The sequence below is a fragment of the Streptomyces sp. NBC_01089 genome, from assembly GCF_045162975.1.
In the GTDB taxonomy this organism is placed as follows: domain Bacteria; phylum Actinomycetota; class Actinomycetes; order Streptomycetales; family Streptomycetaceae; genus Streptomyces.
This window is the reverse complement of the sequence record NZ_CP108660.1, coordinates 2,373,114-2,389,503: the sequence shown is the minus strand read 5'-3', so window position 1 is coordinate 2,389,503 and position 16,390 is coordinate 2,373,114. Positions and strand designations below refer to the sequence as shown.

Sequence of the window (16,390 nt, the reverse complement as noted above, 5' to 3'; positions counted from 1 at the left end):
GTCACACCGGGCGACTGAGCGCTCTGCTCTCAGCACTCGATGATGTTCACCGCGAGCCCGCCCCGCGCCGTCTCCTTGTACTTGACCGACATGTCGGCGCCGGTCTCCTTCATCGTCTTGATGACCTTGTCCAGGGACACCTTGTGGCTGCCGTCCCCGCGCATCGCCATCTTGGCCGCCGTGACCGCCTTGACCGCCGCCATGCCGTTCCGCTCGATGCAGGGGATCTGGACCAGGCCGCCGACCGGGTCGCAGGTCAGGCCGAGGTTGTGTTCCATGCCGATCTCCGCCGCGTTCTCCACCTGCTCGGGGGAGCCGCCCAGGACCTCGGCCAGGGCACCCGCCGCCATCGAGCAGGCCGAGCCGACCTCGCCCTGGCAGCCGACCTCGGCGCCGGAGATCGAGGCGTTCTCCTTGAAGAGCATGCCGATGGCGCCCGCGGAGAGCAGGAAGCGGACGATGCCCTCCTCGTCGGCGCCCGGGATGAAGTTGATGTAGTAGTGCAGAACGGCCGGGATGATGCCGGCCGCGCCGTTCGTCGGGGCGGTGACGACACGGCCGCCCGCCGCGTTCTCCTCGTTCACGGCCATCGCGTAGAGCGTGATCCACTCCATGGCGCGGGCCAGCGGGTCGCCCTCGGCGCGCAGCTGGCGGGCCGAGTTGGCCGCGCGGCGGCGGACCTTGAGGCCACCGGGGAGGATGCCCTCGCGGGACATACCGCGGGCGACGCAGGACTGCATGACGCCCCAGATGTCCAGCAGCCCGGCGCGGATCTCGGCCTCGGTGCGCCACGCCTTCTCGTTCTCCAGCATCAGCGCGGAGATGGACAGACCCGTCTCCCGGGTCAGCCGCAGCAGCTCGTCGCCCGTGCGGAAGGGATGCTTGAGCACGGTGTCGTCGAGGACTATGCGGTCCTCACCGACGGCGTCCTCGTCCACCACGAAGCCGCCGCCCACCGAGTAGTACGTCTTCTCCAGGAGCGGCGCGCCCTCGGTGTCGTACGCGAAGACCGTCATCCCGTTCGCGTGGTACGGCAGCGCCTTGCGCCGGTGCAGGATCAGGTCCGCGTCGTAGTCGAAGGGGATCTCGTGCGCACCGAGGACGCTGATGCGGCCGCTGGTGCGGATCTGCTCGATGCGCGCGTCGGCGTGCTCGACGTCGACCGTGCGGGGGGACTCGCCCTCCAGGCCGAGGAGCACCGCCTTCGGGGTGCCGTGTCCGTGCCCCGTGGCGCCCAGCGAGCCGAAGAGCTCGGCGCGGACCGAGCCGGTGTGGGCCAGCAGGCCCTCGTTCTTCAGGCGCGCGGCGAACATCCGGGCGGCCCGCATGGGGCCCACCGTGTGGGAGCTGGACGGGCCGATGCCGATCGAGAAGAGGTCGAAGACCGATATGGCCACAGGGAGACTCCTTGGTGTTGGTAGACGCCGTTGTCTGCCGGGGTGGTGCAGAGAAAGCGCGGTACAGCGGTGAGCGAGGTGCGCACGTGGTGCGGGGCACCCCGCTCACCGTCCAGTGTGCGGGGTGCCCCGTGGTTCGTACAAAACCGGACCGAACCGGACCGACCGGGTCCTACTTCAGCCCGGGGTAGAGCGGGAACTTCTCGGCCAGCGCGGAGACCCGGGCGGCCAGCGCCTCCCGGTCGTACGCGGGCTTCAGCGCGGACGCGATGATGTCCGCCACCTCCGAGAAGTCCTCGGCCTGGAAACCACGGGTGGCCAGGGCGGGCGTACCGATCCGCAGCCCCGATGTGACCATCGGCGGGCGCGGGTCGTTCGGGACCGCGTTGCGGTTGACCGTGATGCCGATCTCGTGGAGGCGGTCCTCGGCCTGCTGGCCGTCCAGCTCCGAGTGGCGCAGGTCCACCAGGACCAGGTGCACATCGGTGCCGCCGGAGAGGACCGAGACACCGTGCTCGGTGACATCGGCCTGCACCAGACGCTCGGCCAGGATCCGCGAACCGTCCAGGGTGCGCTGCTGGCGCTCCTTGAACTCGTCCGTCGCCGCGACCTTGAAGGAGACCGCCTTGGCGGCGATCACATGCTCCAGCGGGCCGCCCTGCTGACCGGGGAAGACCGCGGAGTTGATCTTCTTGGCGAGCTCGGCGGTGGAGAGGATCACACCACCGCGCGGGCCGCCCAGCGTCTTGTGCGTGGTCGTGGTCACGACATGCGCGTGCGGGACCGGCGACGGGTGCAGGCCGGCGGCCACCAGGCCGGCGAAGTGCGCCATGTCGACCATCAGGTACGCGCCGACCTCGTCGGCGATCGCGCGGAACGCGGCGAAGTCCAGCTGGCGCGGGTAGGCGGACCAGCCGGCCACGATCAGCTTCGGCTGGGACTCCTTGGCGAGGCGGGCGACCTCGGCCATGTCGACCTCGCCGGTCTCCTCGTCGACGTGGTAGGCCACCACGTTGTAGAGCTTGCCGGAGAAGTTGATCTTCATGCCGTGGGTCAGGTGACCGCCGTGGGCGAGGTTCAGGCCCATGATCGTGTCACCGGGCTTGAGCAGCGCGAACATCGCGGCCGCGTTCGCCTGGGCGCCCGAGTGCGGCTGGACGTTCGCGTGCTCGGCGCCGAAGAGCGCCTTGACGCGGTCGATCGCGATCGTCTCGACCACGTCGACGTGCTCACAGCCGCCGTAGTAGCGGCGGCCCGGATACCCCTCGGCGTACTTGTTGGTGAGGACGGAGCCCTGGGCCTCCATGACCGCGACCGGAGCGAAGTTCTCCGAGGCGATCATTTCGAGGGTGGACTGCTGGCGGACCAGCTCGGCGTCGACAGCGGCGGCGACGTCCGGGTCGAGCTCATGGAGGGAGGAATCAAGAAGTGACATCAATAGTCCCTAGGTCCCTAGTTGCCGGCGGAGAAAGCGGCGTACTCGTCGGCGGAGAGCAGGTCGTCCGGCTCGCCGGTGACGCGCACCTTGAACAGCCAACCGCCCTCGTACGGGGCGGTGTTCACCAGCGACGGGTCGTCGATGACGTCCTGGTTGATCTCGGTGATCCCACCGGAGACCGGGGCGTACAGATCGCTGACCGACTTGGTCGACTCCAGCTCGCCGCAGGTCTCGCCCGCGGTGACCGTGTCACCGACCTCAGGGAGCTGGGCGAAGACGACATCACCGAGCGCGTTGGCCGCGAAATCCGTGATGCCGACCGTCGAGACGCCTTCGTCGGCGACCGACAGCCACTCGTGCTCCTTGCTGTAACGCAGCTGCTGGGGGTTGCTCATGACCTGATTCTCCTGGATGCGGGGGAGTGCTGGTGAACGGTGGTCTTACGGGCTGAGATGGTGTGGGTCACTTCTGCCGCTTGTAGAAGGGGAGTGCCACGACCTCGTACGGCTCATGGTTACCGCGGATGTCCACACCCACACCGGCCGTACCGGGCTCCGCGTGGGCCGCGTCGACGTACGCGATGGCGATCGGCTTGCCCAGGGTCGGCGAGGGGGCGCCCGATGTGACCTCGCCGATGGCCTTGCCGTCCGTGACGACCTGGTAGCCCGCGCGGGGGACGCGGCGGCCTTCGGCGACGAGGCCGACGAGCTTGCGCGGCGGGGCCGCGGCGGCGCGCTCGGCGGCGGCCTCCAGGGACGCGCGCCCGACGAAGTCGCCCTCCTTCTCGAACTTGACGACCCGGCCGAGACCGGCGTCGAAGGGCGTCAGCGCGGTGGTCAGCTCATGCCCGTACAGCGGCATGCCGGCCTCCAGGCGCAACGTGTCGCGGCAGGAGAGCCCGCACGGCACCAGACCGGCCGGCGCACCCGCCTCGGTGAGTGCCTGCCAGAGCTTCTCCGCGTCGGCGGGGGCGACGAACAGCTCGAAGCCGTCCTCGCCCGTGTAGCCGGTCCTGGCGATGAGCGCCGGGACACCGGCGACGGTGCCGGGCAGGCCCGCGTAGTACTTCAGCCCGTCCAGGTCGGCGTCCGTGAGCTGTTTCAGGATGCCGGAGGATTCCGGGCCCTGTACGGCCAGCAGGGCGTACGCGTCGCGGTCGTCCCGTACGACGGCGTCGAAGCCGCCCGCGCGGGCGGTCAGTGCGTCCAGGACCGTCTGCGCGTTGCCGGCGTTGGCGACGACCATGTACTCCTGCTCGCCGAGCCGGTACACGATCAGGTCGTCCAGGATCCCGCCGTCCTCCTGGCAGATCATGGTGTAGCGGGCGCGGCCGTTGCCGACGGTGCTGATGTTGCCGACCAGCGCGTAGTCGAGCAGCCGCACGGCCTCCGGGCCGCTCACGGTGATCTCGCCCATGTGGGAGAGGTCGAAGAGGCCGGCGTGCGTCCGTACGGCGTTGTGCTCGTCGCGCTCACTGCCGTAGCGCAGCGGCATGTCCCAGCCCGCGAAGTCGGTCATGGTCGCGCCCAGCGACCGGTGCAGGGCGTCGAGTGCGGTGAGACGTGGCGTGGGGCTCATATGCGGTACTCCCGAGGCATGACAGACGAGGACAATCCTCCCCATCTGTCATCGGAACCTGAGAGGTTCGCCGGCGCCTGTCGAGAGGGCGCGGCTTGCACCTTGGGTGGGACCGCGGAGCGGCCCGCTTTTCAGATCTGCCTCGTCCGCGCGGTACGGGGCCTGAGAGATTACAAGGGAGGGACTTGCTCCTTCGGCGCCCCGGCCGGTGGCCGGGAACTCTCCCGCGCGGATTCGAACGGCCTGTATGGAGTTGGCGCGCACATCATCGCATGCCGGGCGGCCGGCATCTCACGGGCGTCGCATTACTCTCTCTTTACGCTTCGTCGGCGGGGGTATAGCAGGGGTACGCGGGGATGCGGGGTGGCCCGACAGGGGGAGTGGCCATGGTGGGGCAGAAGTGGCGTGCGGATACGGATACGGATGCGGACACGGCCGCGGGTGTGGGGGCCGGGGGCTCCGAGGCGGTGCCCGTCCAGGACTTATGGCTTTCCGGGCCCGGGCGGCGGTCAGGACCGGGCCCGGCGACAGCGGGGGGTACGCCGCCCGTGGTGCGGGACCTGCGCAGGCGGGCCGGCCGCAGTCCGCGGCGCCTGGTGTTCGCCGCCGGTGATGTGGTGGTCCTGTCCGGGCTGCCTGGCAGTGGGAAATCCACCCTGCTGCGCAGGGCCGCCGGGGCGTACGGAGTCGACTCGCAGGACACCCGGGACCGCTGGGAGCGGCGGCTGCCGCGCGGGCTGCCGTACTGGAGCTACCGCCCGCTGGTGCGGGCCGCCCACTACGCCAGGCTGTGGCGCGTCCTGCGCTCGGGCGCCGGGATCGTCGTGCACGACTGCGGTACGCACTCCTGGGTGCGCGCCCTGCTGGCCCGGGCGGTGCGCCGGCGCCGGAGCACCCTGCATCTGCTGCTGCTCGACGTGGCGCCCAGGGTGGCACTGGCCGGCCAGGCGGAGCGCGGCAGGAAGGTCTCCGCGTACGCATTCGCCCGGCACCGCAGGGCGGTCGCCGGACTGGTCGGGGACGCGGAGCGGGCCCGGCTGCCCGCGGGGTGCGGCTCGGTCGTCCTGCTCGACCGCGAGGCGGCGGCCGCACTGCGCCGGATCGGGTTCGGGGCGGCGGCGGTGTGACGGCCGCGGTCCTTATCGTGGGGGTGGCCGTTAGGGTCGGTCTTCAGGTGAACTCAGCAGGTGAACGGTGAGAAGGGGATACCTCGGTGGACATGGCATGGCCGGGAAATGAGCTCGAAGAGGTGCTGGCCGCATCGGTCGGGAACCCCGCCGCGGGCGGCCGGCTGATCGAGGTGCTGGGGCGCAGCAACCTCTGGGTCCCGCTGCCCAACGGCGGTGGGCAGGACAGCGGTTCGCTCGATCTGCCCACCGTGGACATCGAAGGCGGCGCCTATGTCCCCGTCTTCAGCTCCGAGGCGCAGTTCCTCCAGTGCGTCGGCTCGCACTACTCCTTCGCGGTGGCCCCGGCGGTCGAGTTCGCCCGGGGGCTGCCGCCGCAGCTGGGTGTCGCGGTGAACCCGGGCGGTGCGATCGGTATGCCGCTGCCGCCGCCCGCCGTGGCGGAACTCTGCCGCAGCGGCCGTACGTCACTCGACGGCCCCGCGACCGGCGGCCGGGTGCGGCTCTTCGAGCCGGACTGGCAGGAGGAGCCGGTGGACTTCCTCGCCGCGGCCGCTGGAGAGTTCGAGGAGTCGGGTGTGGTCCGCTCGGCCCGCCGGGCCCTCGCCTCCATCGAGGGCGGCGACCCGGTCCTCTTCGTCGGGGTCGAGTTCGCGACGTGGGACGGCGCGGGCCGCAACGCCCCGATGGACGCCCTCGGGCGCGCCCTGCACCGGGTCGAGGTGCCCTGGCCGGTCAATCTCGTCCTGCTGGACGTGGCCCAGGACCCGGTCGCCGACTGGATGCTGGACAAGGTCAGGCCGTTCTACGTGAGGACCGAAGCCGTGGGACCGGTGCTGTAGGGCGCCGCCCGCGCGGGGAACCGGAGCCCGGTGCCGTTCGGGCACCGGGAACCAGCGGCGCCCTAAGCTGGTCTGATGCAGAGGCGGCCGATACGCGGATTGGCCGGAATCGCACGGAGCGGACCGGACGGACCGGACTGACCGAGCGGACCGGGCAGGCCGTGCGGACCGGCCCGGTGGCCGGACGCCGCGGGTCGGGCGCCGGTGCGTGGAACGTCAAAACGGGTGGATCGAAGAGGGGCGGAAACAAGGGTGAGCGCGTCGGGCACGGCGGCCGGGCAGGTCGAGCAGATGCTGCTCCAGGTGACCCCCGGGCGGTACGACGCCTACGAGGCGCTGCTGCAGGCACTCGCCGACAGCCAGGTCTGGATGCTGCTCTGGCACGGCCAGGCCGGGTCGCCCGACGCCCAGTACGGGAACATGGAGATCGAGGGTCTCGGTTACGCCCCGTGTGTGACGTCCGCACAGGAACTGGCCGTCTCCGGCTGGAACCGTTCGCACGAAGTGGTCACAGGCCGTGACATCGCCCGCTCCCTCTACCCCGACCACTGGGGAATCTGGCTCAATCCGCATGCCCCCGGCGGCGGCGTCGGGATCCCCTGGACCGATCTGCGGCGTATCGCCACCGGCCTCGACCGGATGCCGGCCGGACCGCTGCGGCTGTCCGAGCCCGCCATCGAGATCCCGCAGTTCTACGCGCTGCTCACGCAGAGCGCCCACCACACCCCGGCCGTCCGCTCGTTGAGCCGGGCCTGGGTGCAGCCCGCGCTCGGCACCCCGTACCTGGCCATCGGGCTCGATCTGTACGACACGAGCCAGCAGTCCGTGGATTCGGTGCGGGCGATGATGCAGCAGTCGATCGCCGCGGTGCCCGAGGGGCTGCCCGTATCGACGGTGGCGCTGTCGGACGCGTACGACCCGGTCGGCATGTGGCTGCGGGCCAACTCCCGGCCCTTCTACGACCGTGAGGCCCACGCGGCCCCCTCTCCCGCGGCGGGATACGGCTACCCGCCGGTAGGCTGAGTGCACCAATTCAGCCGTCAATAGCGGCTGTTGGGCGTGATGTCCGAACTAGCGCATTGGTGAGGAAGTTTTCCGCTCAGCCGGTCCCGGCGTCCGGATAACGGAAGCTCATTAACCGCATCACGGTTGCGCAAACATTCACCTTCAGGTCTGGCGGGTGATCGCAACCGCAATGAAGACTCCCCGCTACGAGCATCGTCGTGTCCTTGTGCGACGTGCGATGAGTACATTCCGTCACTTCAGCACAGTGGCATCACCCGATGCGCTTGATGCACAGCAGCCGCCACCGCGGCAGGTACGGGCCGGCCACCGCCGGCCGGGAGGGGTCAAAGGCACTGTGACCGCACCGATCGAGACCACCGGATCGACTGCCGAAGCGCAGCCGGAGGCAGTACTCACGGGGGCCACGCAGAGCCAGATCGAGGGCCGTTCACTCGGCCGGATCGCCTGGACGCGTTTCAAGCGGGACAAGGTCGCCATGGCCGGCGGGATCGTCGTGATCCTGCTGGTGCTGGTCGCCATCCTGTCCAAGCCGATCCAGGCGATGTTCGGGCTGGACCCCAACGACTTCCACCAGAACCTGGTCGACCCGGCTCTGCTGGCGCCCAAGGGCAGCTTCGGCGGGATCAGTTGGAGTCACCCGCTGGGTGTGGAACCGCAGACCGGCCGGGACATCCTCGCGCGCATCATCGAGGGCTCCTGGGTCTCTCTGGTGGTGGCCGCAGGGTCGACGCTCCTCTCGGTCGTCATCGGCGTGGTGATGGGCGTCGTGGCCGGCTTCTACGGCGGCTGGGTGGACAGCGGCATCAGCCGCCTGATGGACACCTTCCTGGCGTTCCCGCTGCTGCTGTTCGCGATCTCCATCTCGGCCTCGCTGCAGGGCAACGCGTTCGGCCTGAACGGTCTGACACTCCGTATCTGCGTGCTGATCTTCGTGATCGGCTTCTTCAACTGGCCCTACATGGGCCGCATTGTTCGCGCGCAGACGCTCAGCCTGCGTGAACGCGAGTTCGTCGAGGCCGCCCGCTCCTTGGGCGCACGCGGCCCCTTCATCGTCTTCCGCGAACTGCTCCCCAACCTGATCGCGCCGATCCTCGTCTACGCGACGCTCCTGATCCCCACCAACATCCTCTTCGAGGCGTCCCTGAGCTTCCTCGGCGTGGGCATCCAGCCGCCGCAGGCTTCCTGGGGCGGCATGTTGTCCACCGCGGTCGACCTCTACCAGGTCGACCCGATGTTCATGGTCATCCCCGGCGTGGCGATCTTCATCACCGTGCTGGCCTTCAATCTGCTGGGGGACGGGCTGCGCGACGCACTCGACCCCCGTGGCAAGTAATCGCGGCCGTGCCGCACACCGGACAACCGAGGGGGCTTTCCTCAGCATGAAGAGCAGAAAGACGGCAGCGGCAATAGCCGCGACGGTAGCGCTGGGGCTCGCTGCCACCGCTTGCGGGAGCAGTGACAGTGGCAGCGGGGGCGGCCACGCCAAGGCCGACGCAGCTCTGACCAGCATCGTCAACAAGACCGACAAGAAGGGGGGAACGGTCACCTACGAGCACGCCAGTGGCCCGGACTCCCTGGACCCCGGCAACACGTACTACGGCTGGGTGCAGAATTTCTCCCGGCTCTACGCGCGTGCGCTGGTGACCTTCAAGCCGGCTCCCGGCAAGGAAGGGCTCAAGATCGTGCCCGACCTGGCGACGAGCCTCGGCAAGGCCACGCCGGACGCCAAGACCTGGACGTACCACATCCGCAAGGGCGTGAAGTTCCAGGACGGCAGCGTGATCACCTCGAAGGACGTCAAGTACGCCATCGAGCGGTCCTTCGCGCGTGAGGCGCTGTCCAACGGGCCGACGTACTTCAGCACGTACCTCAAGGACGGCGACAAGTACAAGGGTCCCTACAAGGACAAGTCGGCCGACGGTCTCAAGTCCATCGAGACCCCGGACGACTCCACGATCGTCTTCCACCTGGACAAGCCGTTCGCGGACATGGACTACCTGGCCTCGTTCTCGCAGACGGCGCCGGTCCCGCAGAAGGCCGACAAGGGCGCTTCGTACGTCCAGAGCATCGTGTCGTCCGGCCCGTACAAGTTCGCCTCGTACAGCGAGAGCCGCGGCGCGACGCTGGTCCGCAACCCGCAGTGGGACCCGAAGACGGACCCGATCCGCAAGGCGCTGCCGGACAAGATCAAGCTGAACTTCAACGTCCAGCCGACGACCGTCGACGAGCACCTGCTCAACGACACCAGCACCGCGGACATCGCCGGTACCGGTCTGCAGTCCAAGACCCAGCCGAAGGTCATCACCAAGGCGTCCGAGAAGGCGAAGACGGACGACCCGTACGCCGGCGCGCTGCAGTACCTCGCGCTGAACGTGCACGTGAAGCCGTTCAACAACGCCGACTGCCGCAAGGCCGTGCAGTACGTCGCGGACAAGGCCGACATGGTCGACGCCATCGGCGGTGAGGTCCGGGGCGACCCGGCGACGACCGTCATCCCGCCGGGTGTCTCGGGCTACAAGAAGTTCGACCTGTACCCGTCTGCCGGCAACAAGGGCAACGTTGCCAAGGCCAAGCAGTACCTGGCCAAGTGCGGTAAGCCCAACGGCTTCAAGACGACGCTGACCGCGCGCTCCGACCGTCCCGACGAGGTCACCAGCGCCACCCAGCTGCAGCAGAGCCTGAAGAAGATCGGCATCGTCGCCGACATCAAGACGTTCCCGTCGGACAAGTACTTCACCGACTTCGCGGGCGTCCCGGACTGGGTCCACAAGAACAACGCCGGAATGATGATGATGGCGTGGGGCGCCGACTGGCCGGCCGGCTTCGGCTACATCGACCAGATTGTCGACGGCAAGGCCATCAAGGGCTCCGGTGGCACCAACCTGATGGAGCTCGACGACCCGAAGATCAACGCGGAGATCGTCAAGGGCATCGGCACGCTGGACACCACGAAGCGCAACGCCACCTGGGGCAAGGTCGACCAGATGGTGATGGAGAACGCGTCGCTCGTGCCGCTGTTCTACCGCAAGAACCTGCTCTACCGCCCGGACTCGGCGGCGAACGTAACGGTCAGTCAGGCGTACCTCGGCATGTACGACTACGCGCTGATGTCCTCGACCAAGTAACAACACCTGTTCATCGACAGCACCCCCTGAAAGGCAGGTGAAGGCGCCGGGACGGACGGGCCTACCCCGTCCGTCCGACCCGGCGCCGCACGGCTGTGGCTGCGTACATCATCCGACGCGTATTCGCCGCGGTGTTGCTGCTGCTGGTGGTCAGCGCAGTCACCTTCGCGATTTTCTTCCTCGTCCCCCGCCTCGGCGGGCAGACGACCGACTCCATGGCCGCCCAGTTCGTGGGCAAGAGCCCCGACCCCGCGACGCTCGAAGCGGTCAAGAAGAACCTGGGGCTCGATCTGCCCCTCTACGAGCAGTACTGGCACTTCATCAAGGGCATCGTCGTCGGCGCGAACTACCACTTCGGGCCCGACCCCGCGGTGTGCCACGCGCCGTGCTTCGGCTACTCCTTCAAGACCCACTCCGCGGTCTGGCCCGAGATCGAGCAGCGTGTCCCGGTGACGCTGTCGCTCGCGGTCGGTGCGGCGGTCATCTGGGTCGTCACCGGTGTCGCGACCGGTGTGGTCTCCGCGCTCAAGCGGGGCACCATCATCGACCGGCTGGCGATGGGCGTGGCCCTGGCCGGCGTCTCGCTGCCGATGTTCTTCACCGGTCTGGCCTCGCTCGCCCTGTTCAGCTTCCACTGGACGATCTGGGGGGATCTGCGGTTCGTCCCGCTCTCGGACAATCCGGCCGAGTGGGCCTGGAACCTGATCCTGCCCTGGTGCACTCTCGCCTTCTTGTACTCGGCGCTCTATGCCCGGCTCACCCGGGCCGGAATGCTGGAGACCATGGGCGAGGACTACATCAGAACCGCGCGGGCCAAGGGGCTGCGGGAGCGGAACGTGGTCGTCAAGCACGGCCTGCGCGCCGCGCTGACCCCGCTCGTCACCATCTTCGGCATGGACTTCGCGCTGCTCATCGGCGGCGCGGTCATCACGGAGACCGTCTTCTCCTTCCAGGGGATGGGGGCCTACGCCATCCAGGGCGTGACCCGCAGCGACCTTCCGATCGTCATGGGCGTGACGCTGGTGGCCGCCTTCTTCATCGTTATCTGCAACCTGCTGGTGGACCTTGTGTACGCCGCGATCGACCCCCGGGTGAGGCTCTCATGAGCGACGTGCGCAAGAAGGGTTCCGACGAGCCCGCGAAAGGCGAGCCCGCGAAGGGGAAGCCGACCAAGGGGGAGCCGGCCAACGAGGCGCCCGCGAAGGGCGAGCCCGCGAAGAGCGCTCCGGCGGGAGCGCCGTCCGCGGACGGCACGAGCTTCCTTTCGGTCCGGGACCTGCGGATCCACTTCGACACCGACGACGGCCTGGTCAAGTCCGTCGACGGCGTCAGCTTCGACCTGAAGGCCGGTCAGACGCTCGGTATCGTCGGCGAGTCCGGCTCGGGCAAGTCCGTGACCTCACTGGGGATCATGGGCCTGCACAACTCGGACCGCGCCCGGATCTCCGGTGAGATCTGGCTCGATGGCGAGGAGCTGATCGGAGCGGGGCCCGAGCGGGTCCGTAACCTCCGCGGCCAGAAGATGGCCATGATCTTCCAGGACCCGCTGTCGGCGCTGCACCCGTACTACAGCATCGGCGCGCAGATCGTGGAGGCGTACCGCGTCCACAACAAGGTCGACAAGAAGACCGCGCGCTCGCGTGCGGTCGAGATGCTCGACCGGGTCGGCATCCCCGAGCCGCACCGGCGCTTCGAGGACTATCCGCACCAGTTCTCCGGCGGTATGCGCCAGCGCGCGATGATCGCGATGTCCCTGGTCAACAACCCCGAACTGCTCATCGCCGACGAGCCGACGACCGCCCTGGACGTGACCGTCCAGGCGCAGATCCTCGACCTCATCCGCGATCTGCAGAAGGAGTTCGGCTCGGCCGTCGTCATCATCACCCACGACCTCGGCGTCGTCGCCGAGATCGCGGACGAGCTCCTGGTGATGTACGCGGGCCGCTGCATCGAGCGCGGCACGGCCGAGAAGGTCTTCTACGAGCCCCAGCACCCGTACACCTGGGGGCTGCTGGGCTCCATGCCGCGCATCGACCGTGAGCAGACCGAGCGCCTGGTGCCCGTCAAGGGCTCCCCGCCCAGCCTGATCAACGTGCCGTCCGGCTGCGCCTTCCACCCGCGCTGCCCGTACGCCGACGTGCCCAAGGACGACCTCACCCGCACCGAGCGTCCGGAGCTGCGGGAGAGCACGGAGGGGCACTTCTCCGCGTGCCACATGACGAAGGCCCAGCGGGAAAAGATCTGGACCGAAGAGATTGCGCCGAAGCTGTGACTGATCAGAACAAGAAGGCTCCGCAGGCTCCCGAGGCTCCGAAGGTTCCGCAGCAGACGTCCAAGTCCGAGGACGTCGCGGCGGCTCCCGCCAAGGACGCCGGGGCTGAGCCGCTGCTCAAGGTCACCGACCTGGTCAAGCACTTCCCGATCACCAAGGGCGTGCTGAAGCGCAAGGTGGGCGCGGTCCAGGCCGTGGACGGTCTGTCGTTCGACGTGTACCCGGGGGAGACCCTGGGCGTCGTCGGCGAGTCCGGCTGCGGCAAGTCGACCATGGGCCGGCTGATCACGCGGCTGCTCGAACCGACCGGCGGCAAGGTCGAGTTCGAGGGCAGGGACATCACGCATCTGTCCGCCGGGCAGATGCGGCCGATGCGCCGCGACGTCCAGATGATCTTCCAGGACCCGTACGGCTCGCTGAACCCCAGGCACACCATCGGCGGGATCGTCGGCACCCCCTTCAGGCTCCAGGGCGTCGAGCCCGAGGGCGGCGTGAAGAAGGAGGTCCAGGGCCTGCTGGAGCTGGTGGGCCTCAGCCCCGAGCACTACAACCGCTACCCGCACGAGTTCTCCGGCGGACAGCGCCAGCGCATCGGCATCGCCCGCGCGCTCGCGCTGCGGCCCAAGCTCGTCGTCGCGGACGAGCCGGTCTCGGCGCTCGACGTATCGATCCAGGCGCAGGTGGTCAACCTGCTGGACGACCTGCAGAGCGAACTCGGCCTGACCTACGTGATCATCGCGCACGACCTCTCGGTCATCCGCCATGTCTCGGACCGGATCGCGGTGATGTACCTCGGGAAGATCGTCGAGCTGGCGGACCGCAAGTCGCTGTACGAGTCGCCGATGCACCCGTACACCAAGGCGCTGCTCTCGGCGGTGCCGGTGCCCGACCCGCGGCGCAAGGGCGTCAGGAGCGACCGGATCAGGCTGGAGGGCGATGTCCCTTCGCCGATCTCGCCGCCGGCCGGCTGCCGGTTCCACACCCGGTGCTGGAAGGCGACGGAGATCTGCGGGGTGCAGGAGCCGCCGCTGCTGACGCTGCGGACCGGACACCAGGTGGCCTGCCACCACCCGGAGAACGCGCCCGACCAGGCGCCCGGCGAGGAGCGGCTGCCGCAGGCGCGGGAGGCGGCCGAACTGGTCTCGGTCGCGAAGCCCGAGGCGGCGGCGGAGCCCGATGCGGCCGTGGAGTCCGAGGCGGTCGTGGAGGCTGAGGCGGCCGTGGAGTCCGCTGCGGATGCGAAGCCCGAGCAGGCAGAGCCCGAGCAGCCCGAGAAGAAGCAGCCCGAGAAAAAGCAGTCGGCCCAGAAGCAGGCGGCCGAGAAGCAGTCGGACAAGAAGCAGGCGGACAAGAAGCAGTCAGGCAAGGACAAGAAGTAGTGCAGGCTCGGTCATGACGAGTTAGTAAATTCATGTACATGCCTAAACGGGAGAGTGCAGAGTCAGCGTGTCCGTAACAACGGCGCACGCACGAAGGGCAGACTCTTGGCGCTCTCCCGTTCGGCACGTCTGGCCGCCCTCGCCACCGCGACGGCCGCCCTCTGTGTCATCGCTGCCGCCCCGGCACCCTCACCGGGTTCGGCCGGAATCGGCGACCCCTACTTCCCTCAGCTGGGCAACGGCGGCTTCGACGCCCTGCACTACGGCCTCGATGTCGCGTACAACCCGGACACCGGCCGGCTCGACGGCCGTACGACGGTCACGGCGCGAGCCACCCAGAACCTCTCCTCCTTCGATCTCGACCTCCAGAAACTGACGGTCGCGTCGGTCGAGGTGAACGGCAGGCACGCGCGCTTCACCCGCTCCGGCGACGAGATACGCATCACCCCGGCAGACCCGCTGCACAAGGGCCGCACCTTCACCGTCCGGGTCGTCTACGGCGGTGTGCCGCAGGCGCTCAGCGGCCCGATCGTCTTCGGTTCCGACTACGGCTGGATGAAGACCAAGGACGGGGTCTTCGTCGCCTGCGAGCCCAACGCCGCCTCCACCTGGTTCCCTTCGAGCGACCACCCGTCCGACAAGGCCGCCTTCGACATCACCATCAAGGCGCCCAAGGGTCTCACCGGGGTCTCCAACGGGCGGCTGCTCTCCACCCGTACCCAGGGCGCGTCCACCGTCTCGCACTGGCGCGAGTCCCGGCAGATGGCCACCTATCTGGCCACCGCCTCCATCGGCAAGTTCGACGTCAGAACCGGCCGTACGCCCGCCGGAACGCCGATCTATGTGGCCATCGACCCGGTGCTCGCCCACAGCAACGCCGTTGATGTGTACGCCGTGACGGCCGAGGCCACCGACTACTGGTCGAAGCTCTTCGGCCCCTACCCGTTCGAGGAGACGGGCGCGGTGGTCGACGACATGCCGCAGGCGGGCTTCTCGCTGGAGACGCAGTCCAAGCCGAGCTACTCCGCCGTACGCAACGAGTCGACGATCGTGCACGAGCTGGCCCACCAGTGGTTCGGCGACTCCGTCTCGGTGAAGCAGTGGAAGGACATCTGGCTGAACGAGGGCTTCGCCACATACGCCCAGTGGCTCTGGGACGAACACCAGGGCAAGCGCTCGGCCCACGACGCCTTCATCGCCGAGTACAACGCCACGCCCGCGAGCTCCGACTTCTGGCGGACGAAGGTCGCCGACCCGCAGCGCGACACGATGTTCGCATCGGCCGTCTACGACCGGGGCGCGATGACGCTGCAGGCGCTGCGCGAGCGGATCGGGGACAAGGCGTTCTTCCGGCTGCTCCCGGCCTGGACGAAGGCGCACCGCTACGGCAACGCCGACACCGGGCAGTTCACCGCGCTCGCCGAGAAGATCTCCGGGCAGCGGCTCGGCGCCTTCTTCGACGCATGGCTGCGCAGCTCGGACAAACCGGCGCTGTAGGGGCGGAGTGCCGCTGGTGTACGTGCGGCGGGGGTAGAACTGTCGGGTGCTCCATGATCTGTTCAACACCTCCGTCCAGCACGCGCTCGACCTCGTCGGGATCTTCGTGTTCGCGATCTCCGGCGCGCTCCTCGCCGTCCGGAAGAACTTCGACGTCTTCGGGATCGCGGTGTTCGCCGAGGTCACGGCGCTGGGTGGCGGGCTGTTCCGCGACATCGTGATCGGCGCGGTGCCGCCCGCCGCCTTCACCGACCTCGGGTACTTCATCACCCCGCTGATCGCGGCCGCGCTGGTCTTCTTCCTCCACCCGGAGGTCGAACGCATCCAGGCCGGCGTGAATGTCTTCGACGCGGCCGGGCTCGGACTCTTCTGTGTGACCGGCACCACCAAGGCGTACGACTACGGGCTCGGCCTCACCGCATCCGCCGTCATGGGCCTCGCCACCGCGGTCGGCGGCGGTGTGCTCCGTGACGTCCTGGCCAACGAGACGCCGTCGCTGGTGCGCTGGGACCGCGATCTGTACGCCGTGCCTGCCGTGGTGGGGGCGACGATGGTGGCCCTCTTCATCCGGTTCGACGTGCTGAGCACCACCACGGGCTGCGTCGCCGCGCTCACCTGCTTCGTGCTGCGGCTGCTCGCGCTGCGCTTCCACTGGAGGGCGTCGCGGGCCTGGAACAGGCGTTCGTCGGCTGTCTCTACCGACGAGTAA

General features: G+C 68.8%; 14 protein-coding genes and 1 riboswitch. Of the genes, 10 read left to right on the top strand and 4 right to left on the bottom strand.

All coding sequences use genetic code 11. The features are described 5' to 3' along the window. Positions 1 to 29: 29 nt before the first annotated feature. From OG510_RS10465 to gcvT, 4 genes are all read right to left on the bottom strand, one after another. Complete coding sequence (locus tag OG510_RS10465; protein WP_406136517.1) at positions 30 to 1,397, bottom strand: L-serine ammonia-lyase; 1,368 nt, start codon at positions 1,395 to 1,397, stop codon at positions 30 to 32. Positions 1,398 to 1,569: 172 nt separating this feature from the next. Then, positions 1,570 to 2,832: a serine hydroxymethyltransferase gene (gene glyA, locus OG510_RS10460; protein WP_406136516.1), complete on the bottom strand. Its 1,263-nt coding sequence runs from the start codon at positions 2,830 to 2,832 to the stop codon at positions 1,570 to 1,572. A gap of 17 nt (positions 2,833 to 2,849) precedes the next feature. Next, complete coding sequence (gcvH, locus tag OG510_RS10455; RefSeq protein WP_406136515.1) at positions 2,850 to 3,230, bottom strand: glycine cleavage system protein GcvH; 381 nt, start codon at positions 3,228 to 3,230, stop codon at positions 2,850 to 2,852. A gap of 67 nt (positions 3,231 to 3,297) precedes the next feature. Beyond that, on the bottom strand, positions 3,298 to 4,413 hold the full coding sequence (gcvT, locus tag OG510_RS10450) for a glycine cleavage system aminomethyltransferase GcvT (protein WP_406136513.1): 1,116 nt from the start codon (positions 4,411 to 4,413) through the stop codon (positions 3,298 to 3,300). A gap of 141 nt (positions 4,414 to 4,554) precedes the next feature. Further along, a riboswitch (glycine riboswitch) is annotated at positions 4,555 to 4,650 on the bottom strand. 149 nt (positions 4,651 to 4,799) lie between these two features. On the opposite strand from gcvT, the gene OG510_RS10445 reads away from it, so the two are divergent. From OG510_RS10445 to OG510_RS10400, 10 genes are all read left to right on the top strand, one after another. After that, a complete protein-coding gene (locus tag OG510_RS10445; protein WP_406136512.1) occupies positions 4,800 to 5,540 on the top strand; it encodes an AAA family ATPase in 741 nt (246 codons plus the stop codon). 92 nt (positions 5,541 to 5,632) lie between these two features. Next, positions 5,633 to 6,382 carry an enhanced serine sensitivity protein SseB gene (locus OG510_RS10440; RefSeq protein WP_406136511.1) on the top strand — a complete coding sequence of 250 codons (750 nt, stop codon included), beginning with the start codon at positions 5,633 to 5,635 and terminating at the stop codon, positions 6,380 to 6,382. A gap of 252 nt (positions 6,383 to 6,634) precedes the next feature. Next, complete coding sequence (locus OG510_RS10435; RefSeq protein WP_406136510.1) at positions 6,635 to 7,405, top strand: enhanced serine sensitivity protein SseB C-terminal domain-containing protein; 771 nt, start codon at positions 6,635 to 6,637, stop codon at positions 7,403 to 7,405. 337 nt (positions 7,406 to 7,742) lie between these two features. Next, positions 7,743 to 8,741, top strand: coding sequence for an ABC transporter permease (locus OG510_RS10430; RefSeq protein WP_406136509.1), 999 nt, complete (start codon positions 7,743 to 7,745; stop codon positions 8,739 to 8,741). A 46-nt stretch (positions 8,742 to 8,787) separates the two neighbouring features. Beyond that, positions 8,788 to 10,533, top strand: coding sequence for an ABC transporter substrate-binding protein (locus OG510_RS10425; protein WP_406136508.1), 1,746 nt, complete (start codon positions 8,788 to 8,790; stop codon positions 10,531 to 10,533). A 95-nt stretch (positions 10,534 to 10,628) separates the two neighbouring features. Continuing rightward, positions 10,629 to 11,639 carry an ABC transporter permease gene (locus tag OG510_RS10420; RefSeq protein WP_164259204.1) on the top strand — a complete coding sequence of 337 codons (1,011 nt, stop codon included), beginning with the start codon at positions 10,629 to 10,631 and terminating at the stop codon, positions 11,637 to 11,639. Continuing rightward, positions 11,636 to 12,805, top strand: coding sequence for an ABC transporter ATP-binding protein (locus tag OG510_RS10415; protein WP_406136506.1), 1,170 nt, complete (start codon positions 11,636 to 11,638; stop codon positions 12,803 to 12,805). Before OG510_RS10420 ends, OG510_RS10415 begins: the two co-directional genes overlap by 4 nt. 113 nt (positions 12,806 to 12,918) lie before the next feature. Next, the gene (locus OG510_RS10410; protein ID WP_406142354.1) at positions 12,919 to 14,184 is read left to right on the top strand and encodes an ABC transporter ATP-binding protein; all 1,266 of its coding nucleotides are present in this window, start codon (positions 12,919 to 12,921) and stop codon (positions 14,182 to 14,184) included. A gap of 105 nt (positions 14,185 to 14,289) precedes the next feature. After that, on the top strand, positions 14,290 to 15,681 hold the full coding sequence (locus OG510_RS10405) for a M1 family metallopeptidase (RefSeq protein WP_406136505.1): 1,392 nt from the start codon (positions 14,290 to 14,292) through the stop codon (positions 15,679 to 15,681). A gap of 46 nt (positions 15,682 to 15,727) precedes the next feature. Continuing rightward, a complete protein-coding gene (locus OG510_RS10400) occupies positions 15,728 to 16,390 on the top strand; it encodes a trimeric intracellular cation channel family protein (protein WP_406136504.1) in 663 nt (220 codons plus the stop codon).

Coding starts and splice junctions, on each gene's coding strand:
- glyA (WP_406136516.1), bottom strand. CDS start 2,832: ATGTCACTTCTTGATTCCTCCCTCCATGAGCTCGACCCGGACGTCGCC.
- gcvH (WP_406136515.1), bottom strand. CDS start 3,230: ATGAGCAACCCCCAGCAGCTGCGTTACAGCAAGGAGCACGAGTGGCTG.
- OG510_RS10445 (WP_406136512.1), top strand. CDS start 4,800: ATGGTGGGGCAGAAGTGGCGTGCGGATACGGATACGGATGCGGACACG.
- OG510_RS10425 (WP_406136508.1), top strand. CDS start 8,788: ATGAAGAGCAGAAAGACGGCAGCGGCAATAGCCGCGACGGTAGCGCTG.
- gcvT (WP_406136513.1), bottom strand. CDS start 4,413: ATGAGCCCCACGCCACGTCTCACCGCACTCGACGCCCTGCACCGGTCG.
- OG510_RS10440 (WP_406136511.1), top strand. CDS start 5,633: ATGGCATGGCCGGGAAATGAGCTCGAAGAGGTGCTGGCCGCATCGGTC.
- OG510_RS10415 (WP_406136506.1), top strand. CDS start 11,636: ATGAGCGACGTGCGCAAGAAGGGTTCCGACGAGCCCGCGAAAGGCGAG.